The following is a 12824-nucleotide window of genomic DNA, read 5'->3' as shown; positions in this document are numbered from 1 at the left end:
ATAAACAAAAGGAGGGGTTACCTTGTCATTTGCTATCAACAAAATCGATCATGTCCAGCTTGCCATGCCAAAGGGGCTGGAGGATGAAGCGCGCAGATTCTATGGTGAGATCTTAGGCTTTGAAGAAATGCAAAAGCCGGAGCCGCTTAGAAAAAGAGGTGGGGTTTGGTTTGCTAGTGGGGCTGTTCATATTCATTTAGGCGTGGAGGAGCCTTTTATTCCTGCCAAAAAAGCACATCCGGCCTTTGAGGTGCACCAAATAGAAGATTTTAAAAGCTATTTGAGCTCACAGGCGGTGGAGTACACGGTGGACGAGAATCTTCCTGGGGCGAATAGAATTTATGTAAGTGATCCTTTTGGAAACAGGCTGGAGTTTTTGGAGTGGGTTTGAGTTTTGAATGAATGATAAGGAAGCCAGCTGCCTAGAAATGTGCAAAATTAATAGAGATTATTCAATAAATACCTTGAATTATTCAAGATAAATGGGCCTAATTATTCAATAAACGCTGTGAATTATTCAATAAATCATTTCAAATTGTTTAAAATCCATTAATTTCCAATAAATTCGTGGAATTGTGTGGTAGGAGGAGGATTGTGGGGCGAGTAACCTATCCCCACAGCCCATTATTTTGCAGGATATGTGTTTTTTATTATAGTAATTTTTAAACCAACGTTTGATTAATTGGTTTTAACTTGTTAGTTTAAAAGGGTTCAAATGGATTCCTTATATATCGACTATTACTGCATGCAATATGGATATATTCTTTGAACAATTCTGAAAAGGGTGGTTGCAAAATATAATTATCTGAATATTGACAAATTTAAAGCGATATGAAATGATGTATGTGGACAGTCTGTACTTCCTCTTGGCGTCCCACTTATATTACTTCAGATTTTTCTTCTGTTACTCTTCCGGTTTATTAAAATCTCACACAACTCCAAATTCTAATAAATTTTACGATCCGTTAGTTAAGGGGGTGATAAATCCGTTAATCTAAATATTGTCTCAAAGTACCTCTAGCCAAGGACAATTATCTTTGAAGGGAGATTTTTATGGGTCACGATATTTATGGTTATAACAAATCAAGAAAGGAAATTGCTTATGCTCGATTTAGTAAGTGGAATTTTAATGCTAACGTTTTGTATACCGTCCTTGAGGCTGATGAGTTTTTTGCAGGGGTGAGTGGATCAGGAGGCGGCTCTGAGTTTAGCGTGCAACAAATTGAGAAGGCTATGAAAGAACTTGGTGAAAATTATAACTTAATGCCTTCAAATGAAGCAGACAAATGGGATATTAAGCAGATTCAAGACTTTTTGAGTAATTGTTTAGCGACAGCAGAAAAAGAAGGGGAAGTTAGGGTGATTTTTGCTTAAGTTGATAGATCAACAACCATTTTTTACCCGATTTTTCTCTATTTAGCACCATTCGTTTTACTCTCGGAACACCCCCGCATTATTCAGTATTCTCTTTTCTCTTCACAGATCTATCTCCAAGAACCTAACCTAATGAATGATATAATGAATGTTAACTACTTCCCAGTAAATGGAGGGGCTATAAATGAAATGGTCTGAGGTGCGTCAACATTTTCCTGAAAGATGTGTTCTAGTGGAAGCAATAAAGTCAGAGACGCAAGGAAAAGAAAGGTTTATCAAAGAAATGGCCGTTATTGATGACTTTGAAAATGGAAATGAAGCATGGAAAGTGTATAAAAAGCTTCATGCAAATAATCCAAATCGTGAATTATATATTTTCCATACGAAAAACAAAGAAACCATAGTTATTGAGCAGCCGTATTTAGGGGTGCGAAGAAGAGTATGAACTTTCAAATGGAAGAATATTTGCCTTTAGTATCAGTGGAGATTCAATACGAGGGGCAAACGAAGGTATTTAAAAATGTGTTACTAGATACTGGCTGCTCCTCAACTATTTTAGATACAGATTTGTGTGAAGATATTGGGTTGATGCTTGATTTAGAAAATGCGGTAACACGGAAGATGTACGGAATAGGTGGCACAGAAATCTGTATTGAACAAAAAGTTAAAGGCATGACAATTGGGAAGTTTTCGCTCATGGATTTCACAATTCAACTTGGTGATGTTAGGGAAATGCATGGCTTTGATGGGATTTTGGGAAGTGATTTTTTTCTTGCTTACCAAATGGTAATCGACTATGAAAATATGAAAGTAAGAAAGAACTAGTAAAACCAGGTGGTGGGTCGAGGAACCTGTCCCCATAGCCCCCGCAGCCCTCACCCCCGCAACCATTTCACCATTTCAATCCTGGTCCCTTGCTCCATCACAGAATCTATTAAAAACTCATCCATCATTCTTTTTACTCCGGGGAGGCCAGCGCCTAGGCTTTCGGAGGTGGAGTACCCGTCTTCCATAGCTTTGTCAATGCTGGTTATTCCGGGTCCGTTATCTATTACAATGACACTTAGTCCGGGGGCGTATTTATGTATCACCTCAATGGATACCGTGCCTGAGCCGGCATATTTGATAACGTTCCGTGCAAGTTCGGAAATGGCGGTCGTGATGCGTACTTGATCAATATAATTAAAGCCCATACCTGTGGCTATTTCACGTCCAAGCTTTCTTACTAAAATGACATCTTTGTCGTCTTTGATGGTGAGTTGGTGTTTAATTTCCATCCTGTCATCCCTCCAGGGGTTAAGCAAATTTCCATAAGCGGAGAGGTCTGCTGTTAACAAAAAAAGCCAAAGAGAGGGCAGGTGGGTACTGCCTTCTCTTTGGCTTATGTCTAGTTCCATGCCTAGATCATTACTGCCGATTATGTTTTTGTGGTGCTAAAATGAACACGATAATGCTTTTGTCTAAGCTGAAGTCCCAGTTGACAAATATTTCGGTGATATCCTTTTGCAATAGTCGTTGAAAGGATAGCTTAGCTTGGAACAGGAGTTTTTTCTCCAGCTTCCGTTTTGCAAGAGTCAATGCTTCTTCAAATCCCAGTTCGATGAGTTGTTCCTCTATTTGAACGAGGATGCCTTCTCGAATGACAATGAGGGTTCGGTCGTTCAACATATGGGAATATGTAATATCCGGATGTTTCTCTGCTTCGGCGCTGATCTTGGTAATGATGGTTTCCAGTTCTCGTCGGTTTGGATAGTTGTATTCAAAGAATTTTTCTGCTTTTCCCTCGACTCCGACCAAAAGGCCAGATCCGTTCTCGAAAGTCCAATCATAGTAAAACTCTTTTATCGGTAATCCCGTGACGGAATGAATCATTTCTTTAATTTTCTCGTTCAATTTGCGCATCATTTTATCGCGAATTTCTTCGACCGTCATCGTGTGATTGTCTTCAAGCAGCATATTTTCTATTGGTGATAGGAAATGGCGCAAATAAATGATGACATAAGGTGATGCGATGGTTACAAAAACAGCCTCGGGTCCTTTTCCGAAGTGTTTCCTGAGTAACCTTCCAATTTCACTCGATAATTCGGATTGTTGCACTTTCACTTCCATTTTCTCATCCCTTTAAGAACAAGGAGATTGGCCCTGTGCTCTGTGAAGATTTTAAGGGATGCATGATTGTAAAAGTTTAACCCTTTTGGTATAGGGGTAAATGTTTAAGTTGGTTACACCCTCTTATATGTAAAAATTCTACACGAAATCCGAAATTCCTTCTTTAAAATTTGATATGCTTTGCTATTTTTTCCCTGAGAGCGATTAGTATCATTCGTTCTCCTTTTTTTGTTATTCTATAAATAGGGAAAATTGAAACTATTTACATGGGTAATAAAGGGTTTTTCTGACAAAAAAGCGAATATAGTGTAGGTTAGGTATCAAATTGTTGTCGATTTATATATAAATATAGAATCTAGGGGGTACGGATTTTGGAAACTACACCATTACAAGTAAAACGAATATTGGACAATATTGGCAATGTTATGATCGGTAAAGAACATGTAGCAGAATTAAGTATTGTTGCTTTGCTTGCGGGAGGGCATGTCCTGCTTGAGGATGTACCTGGAGTTGGGAAAACATTAATGGTGCGGTCTCTTGCCAAATCAGTTGGGGCAAATTTCAAACGCATCCAGTTCACACCTGATCTTTTACCTTCAGATGTAACAGGAAGCTCCATTTATAATCCAAAAGAATTGAAATTTGAGTTCAGACCTGGTCCGATTATGGGGAACATTGTTTTGGCGGATGAAATTAACCGAACTTCTCCTAAAACACAAGCGGCTCTGTTAGAGGGAATGGAAGAGGGGAGTGTCACGGTGGATGGAAACACCCTGTCATTAGGTAGCCCGTTTTTTGTTATGGCGACACAGAACCCGATTGAATATGAAGGTACGTATCCATTGCCTGAGGCACAACTTGACCGCTTTTTGTTCAAAATGAATATGGGGTATCCGTCGCCTCAGGAAGAAGTGAACATTTTACATACAACAGAAAAGAAACAACCGATCAACGAGTTGCAATCGGTTATTACATTGGAAGAACTTCAGGAAATGCAGAAAAGGGTAAAAGAAGTGCATGTGGATGTGACGGTAAAAGAGTATATCGTTGACTTAGTCAATCGTACTCGTACTCATCAGTCTGTCTATTTAGGCGCAAGTCCTCGTGGTTCGGTGGCGTTGATGAAAGCGGCCCAAGCGTATGCCTTTATTCATGGAAGAGATTTTGTGCTCCCAGATGACATTCAATACTTAGCACCTTATGTGTTGCCGCATCGAATTATCCTGAAATCAGAGGCGAAATTTGAGGGGATGACAGCAGAGCAAGTGGTGAAAAAGGTGATTGACCGCACGCCTATTCCCGTTCAAAGGTCGATGAGCAGATAATGAAGGCATTACTTCAGAAAGCTAAAAAAATCTGGAAATTGGTTTCTTTTTTGCTGTTGGTCGTCACCACCTTTGTTTATGCCATGTTCCAAGGCGGGTTTGTGAGCTGGTTTTTATTCGTGAGCTTCTTGCCGTTTGCCTTGTATGCTTTTTTTATTTTAGTGTATCCACTCAAGGATTTTGAAGTGTCAAGAACGATCAATCAGGAAAAATACCGTGCTGGCGATAGGTTGATAGGGACTATAACGCTTAGGAGAACGGTGCCGGTACCGCTCGCATTTCTTTTAGTAGAAGAAGTTCTGCCAAATGACCTATTATTCTGTCAGCAAACAAAGCAGGCAAAGCGGATTCTTTTTCCGTGGTTTAAAAGCACCATCACCATTCAATATGCGTTAGACCGTGTACCGCGCGGAGAGCATACATTGACTGGAATTCGTTTGGTGACAGGTGATTTCCTCGGTTTGATTGAAAAAGAAAGAACGATAGAATTGGATCAGCACTTTTTGGTGTATCCAAGCTATGCAGATATGACGTATAGGCAACACGAAAATAAGTTTGATCAAGGGTCCACGTCCTCCAAAATGAAGATGGTTCGTGATACATCTATGACGGTCGGTGTCAGGGAGTATCAGCCAGGGGACAGATTTTCTTGGATTGATTGGAAAGCGACCGCGCGTCGTAATGATATTATGACAAAGGAATTTGAACAGCAGCAATCTCATGATGTTATGTTGTTTATTGATCGTTCCCAAAGTGCCTCGTTTGAAAGTGTGGTCAGCTATAGCGCTGCCATGACCAAAGCTGTCCTCAAGTATGGATCCCAGGTTGGCCTTGTGTCGGTTGGGGAAGATCGATCGGTTTATTCGTTACGAAGCGGGGAAGAACAGTTTGCAGGGATTTATTATCACCTTGCGAAAATCCAACCGAACAGCAAAAGGGATTTTTCTAAAGTGATTGAAATGGAAATCGGAAAATTCCAGCCAACCGTTACGTTTATTTTTATCACAGGCAAACTTAACAGAAGCATGGTAGAAAGTCTCGAGAAGCTATCTACTAGACACCTGCATCTAGAAGTCCATCTTACAAAGGATGAGGGAGTTCGTTTGACAAAAGAAGAACTTTCCTACATGGATCTGTTAAAACGGAGAAACATTTTGATTAAGACCGTCTATCCGACTAAGCCGAAGAGCCCCATCATAAGTGAGGTGAGTTAGTGATGCCAAAATCCAACCCCTATCAGCGAAACGGTTATGCCTTACTCATGCATGTGTTCGGATTTGTTTTGTTACTTGAATGGATCCTGCCGTTAAGGGATGTAACAGATACCGCGAATTTATATGTGTTCGTTGTGTTCCTTCTAATATCTTTTTCGCTCTCCTTTTTGCAAATACTCCCACTCCTAAGCTTTTTCGTGCATTTCGGGTTTATGTTTTATTTTATTCATATCCTCTATATGGATGGTAGGTTTCTGAGTAAGGACTGGTTTGCATACCTATGGATTGATTTTAAATATAATGTGAACGTTATCTGGGCACAGGATTGGGTTGCGATGACAGGGATGTTCAGGAGTATCTTGCTGTTTATCCTGCTTTGGCTTGTAAGTTATCTTGTTATCTACTGGATCTTGTATCGAAAACAAATGTTGTTATTTGTTATATTCACCATCACCTACGTTGCCATTCTTGATACTTTTACACCGTATCAAGGGAATGAAGCGATTATGAGGTTGATTGTTGTTGGACTATCCATTGTTGGGTTTGTCCATTTAGAGAGATTGAAAGAGCGGGAAGGGGTATATAGAAGTGGAAAACTTCTAATTGGATGGGGAGTTCCGTTGATTATCTTTATTCTCCTTTCTGCTACAGCCGGTTACTTCTCACCTAAAGCTGCACCTATTTGGCCAGATCCTGTGCCTTTTTTAAAGGGAATCGGAAATGGAGACGGTGCTGGAACAGGTGGCGGTGTACGTAAAATTGGATATGGGGAAAATGATTCCCGCCTTGGTGGACCGTTTGTTCCGGATGATAGCGTCGTTTTCCAAGCAGAGCTGACGCGCACGCATTATTGGCGAGTGGAAACGAAAGATATCTATACCGGAAAAGGCTGGGATTCAACAGATGGGGAACGAGCGGAACTTAATAGGGGGGCTGAATGATCAAGTCTCTTGGATGAGTGATGAAGTTCCGACAGATGCCTATTCTGCCACATTGACGATGGAGAAAACCTATCCCCATATCAATTATCCGCTTGGATTAAATGAAATCCAAGTGGAAGAAGAGGGAATTAATTTTAGCCTAAACGACAGTACGGAAAAAATTCGTACGTTGGATGAAGATGGAGATCCAATTGAATTAGAAGGATACCGAGTGAACTATGATTTTCCTAGATATTATATAGAAGCTTTAAAAGGAGCGCAGCCTGGAACGGGAGAGGAAAGCAACGAGGAGTTTGTGGAACGTTATACGCAGTTGCCTGATAGTTTGCCAGAAAGGGTGGTCGAACTTGCAGAAGAAATAACGGGCCCTTTCACTTCACGCTTTGATAAGGTCAATGCAGTGGAAAGATATTTCCGAAACAACGACTTTGTCTATGAAACTACAGAAGTTGCTGTCCCTTCAGGAGATCAGGACTATGTGGATCAATTCCTGTTTGAAACGATGCAGGGATATTGCGATAATTTCTCGACTTCGATGGTTGCCTTATTGCGGGCTGTCGACATACCGGCAAGATGGGTGAAGGGATATACGCAAGGTGAGTTTGTCGATGTGACAGAAAATAACACCAGGCTTTTTGAAGTAACTAACAACAACGCGCACTCTTGGGTAGAGGTCTACTATCCGGAAGTTGGCTGGGTAACATATGAACCAACAAGCGGATTCTCTAACCCTTATAGTTTTGTGTATCAATCTGTAGAAGAAAACACAGGGGAAACAACGGAGGAAGACGATACTATCGAACAACCGCAACAGCCAGAAACAGATCGAAGTAATATTCCTGAGTTGGATCCAGGGGAAGATGAAGAGGCTGCCGGAGCGTCTGGTTCTAATGATGGAACATGGAATTTTGCAGATATCTCCTGGAAGCCGGTAGCACTTATCGTGGCATCTTTATTTGCTGCAGGTGCCGTGTTGTTTTTCGGCCGAAACAAGTGGATTCCTTACTACTATATACTGCGCTATAAGGGGAAAAAGGACGAGGGTACCTTTAATAAAGCATATCCTGCCTTGTTAAGACAATTGCATTCCATCGGTCTCACGCGCAAAGAAGGTCAGACACTTCGCGAATATGCCAAGTATATTGATGGCTATTACAGCACTGGAGATATGCAATCCCTCACTGCTCGTTACGAACGTGTCCTATACCGCGGCGATTCCTCTGAGCAAGAATGGGAGAAATCGGTGGAATTATGGGAAAATTTAATTAAAAAGACATCATCTTGACCTAGTAGAAACACACTGATAGAATAAGGTCAAATTAATACAACTATAAATTTTAGTGGCTTCATATATCCTCGATAATATGGTTCGAGAGTCTCTACCGGGTTGCCGTCAACTACCCGACTATGAAGGCAGTTCTATTCCTGGTAGGGCGAATTATATCAATATATAAGTTCCCCTCTAGCAAACTAGAATTCTGCCTTCTTATGTAAATATGAGGGGAAGATTCTAGTTTTTTTGTGTTTTAAAGGGTAATTCAACATAATTCAACATGATATGTGATAGTTTATCCACCTGTAGATTGTAGTGCAAGGTGTGAGACTCCTTAGGGAGATAGTGGTAAGTTGAGACCCCACAGGCAAAGAGAAGCAACTGTAAAACTGAAATCTCATGTACTTAAGGATTTCTAGCTGTGGATTGGAGCAAAAGGCGGAGACTCCTGAGGGAGATAGCGCTAGGTTGAGACCCCGCAGGCGAAGCCGAGGAGGCTCCAGCAGCGCCCCTAGGAAAGCGAAGCCTTTTGAGGAAATCAACAGCGGTGTATTAAAAGCAACTTCCATTAAAGACTTTTTCAGTTGCTTCGGTAATGCCTAGGAGACTCCAGCACCACCCCTAGGAAAGCGAACACCTGGAACGGAAATCTACAGGAGTTAAACAGATTATCCTTATGAAAACAAAAGGCATATCTTTCCTTTTATGGGTCAAAATAACGAAAAGATATGCTCCGAAAAATAATAAACTTATGAGGTGAATTCGGGTGGAAGGTATCCAAGAAATGGTCGTCGTCCTTGACTTCGGCAGTCAATATAACCAACTAATCACACGTCGTATCCGTGAGTTCGGTGTCTACAGCGAACTACATCCACATACGATTACAGCAGAAGAAATCAAAAAAATGAACCCGAAAGGAATCATCCTTTCTGGCGGACCAAACAGTGTCTATGGGGAAAACTCCTTCCGTTGTGACGAAGAAATCTTCGAACTTGGCATCCCTGTACTAGGTATTTGCTATGGCATGCAGCTAATGACGATGCACTTTGGCGGAGTAGTAGAAAAAGCAAGTCACCGTGAATACGGAAAAGCACTTGCAACTGTTTCTAACCAATCTGCGTTGTATCAAGACATCCCTGAACAACAAGTTGTATGGATGAGCCATGGTGACCTAGTTGTTAAAGAACCGGAAGATTTCGCAATTGACCTTACTAGCCCAGCATGTCCAATCGCTGGAATCAGTAATGAAGACAAGAAAATGTACGGTGTTCAATTCCATCCAGAGGTACGTCACTCTGTTTATGGAAATGATCTATTAAGAAACTTCGTGTACAACGTTTGTGGTTGCGCAGACAGCTGGACAATCGAGAACTTCCTTGAAATCGAAATGCAAAAAATCCGTGACGTTGTCGGCGACAAAAAAGTACTTTGCGCACTAAGTGGTGGAGTAGACTCTTCGGTTGTAGCAGTGTTGATTCACAAAGCAATCGGTGACCAATTGACTTGTATTTTCGTAGACCACGGTCTATTACGTAAAAACGAAGCGGAAGCTGTAATGAAAACATTTAGTGAAGGCTTTAACATGAATGTAATCAAAGTGGATGCAAAGGACCGCTTCCTTAACAAGCTAAAAGGTGTTTCTGACCCTGAGCAAAAACGTAAAATCATTGGGAACGAATTTATCTATGTATTTGATGACGAAGCTTCTAAATTAGAGGGTATCGACTATCTTGCACAAGGTACGCTTTATACAGATATCATTGAGAGTGGTACCGCAACTGCACAAACCATCAAATCTCACCACAATGTGGGCGGGCTTCCAGAAGACATGCAGTTCCAACTGATCGAGCCATTAAACACATTGTTCAAAGATGAGGTTCGTGCATTAGGAACAGAATTAGGTATTCCGGATGAAATCGTTTGGCGTCAGCCGTTCCCGGGTCCGGGTCTTGGAATCCGCGTTCTTGGTGAAATCTCTGATGAGAAACTAGAAATCGTTCGCGAATCCGATCATATCCTTCGTGAAGAAATCAAAAAAGCGGGTCTAGACCGTGACATCTGGCAATACTTCACGGTACTTCCAGACATCCGCAGTGTAGGGGTAATGGGAGACCAACGTACGTACGATTACACAATCGGTATCCGTGCTGTGACATCCATAGATGGAATGACGTCCGATTGGGCGCGTATCCCTTGGGATGTGCTAGAAGTAATCTCCACACGTATTGTCAACGAGGTAGATCACATCAACCGCGTTGTTTATGACATTACAAGTAAGCCACCTGCAACAATTGAGTGGGAATAATAAAAAAAGCCGACCGGGATCGCCTGGTTGGCTTTTGTTTTTAGATTAAAAACGAACATTGGTAAAAATTATTTGTCGAATGTTCGTTTTTTATGTTGACGAATCTTTGTGAGCTTGGTAATATAAAAACAGAAATTATCATACATTTATAGTTCAAATCTCGTATAAATTTGGGAATATGGCCCAAAAGTTTCTACCAGGCTACCGTAAACAGCTTGACTACGAGGTAATAGGAACTAGGTGGTGCATATATCTGTATTTTATTCAGATGAATGTTTTCGCTTCTTCCTATCCTCGTCAGTTAAATGTTAACGCTCCTGGTTTATCCCAGGGGCGTTTTCTTGTTTGTACGAATTATCTTGAGGAGGATTTTTGCATGAAGAATTATTTTGAGTTTGAGAAACACGGTACTAGTTACAAAACAGAATCCATTGCGGGACTAACGACATTCCTGGCAATGGCCTATATATTGATAGTAAACCCACTAATGCTATCTTTGGCAAGCGTAGGCGACTATCCAGATGCGCTTCGCATGGATCAAGGTGCCATCTTTACCGCGACAGCACTATCCGCAGCAATCGGTTGCTTAATCATGGGCCTCTATGCAAAATACCCAATCGCTCTGGCACCGGGTATGGGTCTTAATGCATTCTTCGCTTATTCCGTTGTACTTGGCATGGGCATCCCTTGGCAAACAGCACTAGCAGGCGTATTAGTTTCTGGTATCATCTTTATCTTTTTAACACTATTCGGTATTCGTGAAAAAATCATCAATGCTATTCCAGCAGAATTAAAATATGCAGTTGGAGCAGGTATCGGGCTATTCATCACATTCATCGGTTTACAAAATGCCGGCGTTATCGTCGGGGACCAAGTAGTACTTGTTGCATTAGGAGATCTAACAAACGGTAATACATTACTAGCAATCTTCGGTCTAGTAATCACAGTTATTCTTATGGTAAGAGGCATTAAAGGCGGAATCTTCTTCGGGATTGTCATCACAGCAGTAGTTGGTATGCTATTTGGCCTGATTGATACACCTTCTGCGGTTGTCGGAGCAGTTCCAAGTATCGATTCTACATTCGGTGCGGCATTCGCTAGTTTAGGAGATATCTTCACCATCCAAATGCTAGTGGTCATCCTTACATTCTTATTCGTAGATTTCTTTGATACGGCTGGTACACTTGTAGCCGTTGCAAACCAAGCAGGTTTTATGAAAGACAACAAACTTCCACGTGCAGGAAAAGCGCTTTTCGCAGACTCTGCAGCAACAGTAGCCGGAGCGGTACTTGGAACATCCACTACCACTTCCTACATTGAATCATCTTCCGGTGTAGCAGCTGGAGGTAGAACAGGATTCGCATCTGTAGTAACAGCTGGATTGTTCTTATTATCACTAGTATTCTTCCCATTGCTTTCTGTCATCACTGAACCAGTAACTGCACCAGCACTAATCATTGTAGGTGTGTTGATGGTATCAGCATTAGGAAAAATTGATTGGAACAAATTTGAGATTGCAGTACCTGCATTCTTGACAGTCATCGCAATGCCTTTAACATACAGCATCGCAACAGGTATTGCAGTAGGATTTATTTTCTACCCAATCACCATGATCATGAAGGGTAGAACAAAAGAAATTCACCCAATCATGTATGCATTGTTTGTTATCTTCGTTCTATATTTTGTTTTCTTGGTTGAATAGTTTAATAGAAGAAGAGTATTGGAATCCCTGCTGAAAGATAGCGGGGATTTTTTCTGTTGTTTAATGTTTAAGGGATTGTAGAGGTGGTACGGTATATATATACTCGATGAGAAGATGATGCTTTTGCTTCTAATATAAAATAGAGGTAGTTGCTACTATTGAAGAAATTACTCTTAAAATACTAATTTAAAATTATATTAAAAAAGTAGTTGACCATGTTAAGGATTACATGGTATATTATTATTCGTTGCTGCAAAACACGATTTGTTAACTCGCTGTAATGCTTGCAACAAAGAAATAAAAAACATGTTGACGAGAAACACACAGCATGGTATAGTAATTAAGTCGCCACGGAGCGACAGAAAATGATCTTTGAAAACTAAACAAAACAACAGCGTCATAACGTCGGTTCTACGGAACACGACAAAATGATTTAAGTAAGACAAGCTAGCAAATTTTGAGCAAAAGCTCAGACTCTTTATTGGAGAGTTTGATCCTGGCTCAGGACGAACGCTGGCGGCGTGCCTAATACATGCAAGTCGAGCGGACCTTTCAAAAGCTTGCTTTTGAAAGGTCAGCGG

At 41.0% G+C, this 12824-nt stretch carries 12 protein-coding genes, 1 rRNA gene and 2 riboswitches; of the genes, 11 read left to right on the top strand and 2 right to left on the bottom strand.

The window, feature by feature from the left end; translation table 11 throughout:
- The first annotated feature begins 22 nt into the window (after positions 1 to 22).
- The 4 genes from HC179_RS05790 (at position 23) to HC179_RS05775 (ending at position 2199) form a co-directional block, all read left to right on the top strand.
- Positions 23 to 391, top strand: coding sequence for a VOC family protein (locus HC179_RS05790; RefSeq protein WP_168863478.1), 369 nt, complete (start codon positions 23 to 25; stop codon positions 389 to 391).
- Between the two features lie 662 nt (positions 392 to 1053).
- A complete protein-coding gene (locus HC179_RS05785; RefSeq protein ID WP_168863477.1) occupies positions 1054 to 1374 on the top strand; it encodes a hypothetical protein in 321 nt (106 codons plus the stop codon).
- Positions 1375 to 1558: 184 nt separating this feature from the next.
- Complete coding sequence (locus tag HC179_RS05780; protein WP_168863476.1) at positions 1559 to 1819, top strand: hypothetical protein; 261 nt, start codon at positions 1559 to 1561, stop codon at positions 1817 to 1819.
- Positions 1816 to 2199, top strand: a complete 384-nt coding sequence (locus HC179_RS05775; RefSeq protein ID WP_168863475.1) for a retropepsin-like aspartic protease — start codon at positions 1816 to 1818, stop codon at positions 2197 to 2199. Before HC179_RS05780 ends, HC179_RS05775 begins: the two co-directional genes overlap by 4 nt.
- 50 nt (positions 2200 to 2249) lie before the next feature.
- On the opposite strand, the gene HC179_RS05770 is transcribed toward HC179_RS05775, so the two are convergent.
- The gene (locus HC179_RS05770) at positions 2250 to 2651 is read right to left on the bottom strand and encodes an anti-sigma regulatory factor (protein WP_168863474.1); all 402 of its coding nucleotides are present in this window, start codon (positions 2649 to 2651) and stop codon (positions 2250 to 2252) included.
- Between the two features lie 130 nt (positions 2652 to 2781).
- A complete protein-coding gene (locus HC179_RS05765; protein WP_168863473.1) occupies positions 2782 to 3483 on the bottom strand; it encodes a Na-translocating system protein MpsC family protein in 702 nt (233 codons plus the stop codon).
- 371 nt (positions 3484 to 3854) lie between these two features.
- On the opposite strand from HC179_RS05765, the gene HC179_RS05760 reads away from it, so the two are divergent.
- The 7 genes from HC179_RS05760 to HC179_RS05730 all read left to right on the top strand — a co-directional run.
- Positions 3855 to 4808, top strand: a complete 954-nt coding sequence (locus tag HC179_RS05760; protein ID WP_277351304.1) for an AAA family ATPase — start codon at positions 3855 to 3857, stop codon at positions 4806 to 4808.
- Positions 4808 to 6022 carry a DUF58 domain-containing protein gene (locus HC179_RS05755; RefSeq protein WP_168863472.1) on the top strand — a complete coding sequence of 405 codons (1215 nt, stop codon included), beginning with the start codon at positions 4808 to 4810 and terminating at the stop codon, positions 6020 to 6022. The genes HC179_RS05760 and HC179_RS05755 overlap by 1 nt, the downstream gene beginning before the upstream one ends.
- A 2-nt stretch (positions 6023 to 6024) precedes the next feature.
- Entirely contained in the window at positions 6025 to 6963 is a 939-nt protein-coding gene (locus tag HC179_RS05750; RefSeq protein WP_168863471.1) for a hypothetical protein, read from the top strand.
- The gene (locus HC179_RS05745; RefSeq protein ID WP_168863470.1) at positions 6926 to 8248 is read left to right on the top strand and encodes a DUF4129 domain-containing transglutaminase family protein; all 1323 of its coding nucleotides are present in this window, start codon (positions 6926 to 6928) and stop codon (positions 8246 to 8248) included. Before HC179_RS05750 ends, HC179_RS05745 begins: the two co-directional genes overlap by 38 nt.
- A gap of 41 nt (positions 8249 to 8289) precedes the next feature.
- Positions 8290 to 8391, top strand: a riboswitch (purine riboswitch).
- Positions 8392 to 9020: 629 nt separating this feature from the next.
- Complete coding sequence (gene guaA, locus HC179_RS05740) at positions 9021 to 10541, top strand: glutamine-hydrolyzing GMP synthase (protein WP_168863498.1); 1521 nt, start codon at positions 9021 to 9023, stop codon at positions 10539 to 10541.
- Positions 10542 to 10681: 140 nt separating this feature from the next.
- A riboswitch (purine riboswitch) is annotated at positions 10682 to 10783 on the top strand.
- 134 nt (positions 10784 to 10917) lie between these two features.
- Positions 10918 to 12243 (top strand): NCS2 family permease, encoded by a 1326-nt coding sequence (locus HC179_RS05735; protein ID WP_168863469.1) that lies wholly within the window; start codon positions 10918 to 10920, stop codon positions 12241 to 12243.
- 478 nt (positions 12244 to 12721) lie between these two features.
- A 16S ribosomal RNA gene (locus HC179_RS05730) occupies positions 12722 to 12824 on the top strand; the annotation flags it as partial.

Origin of the sequence: Bacillus sp. RO1 (assembly GCF_012524115.1) — a bacterium.
Taxonomy (GTDB): domain Bacteria; phylum Bacillota; class Bacilli; order Bacillales; family Bacillaceae_I; genus Sutcliffiella_A.
The sequence above is the reverse complement of the archived record's forward strand: the minus strand, read 5'-3'. Positions and strand labels throughout refer to the sequence as shown.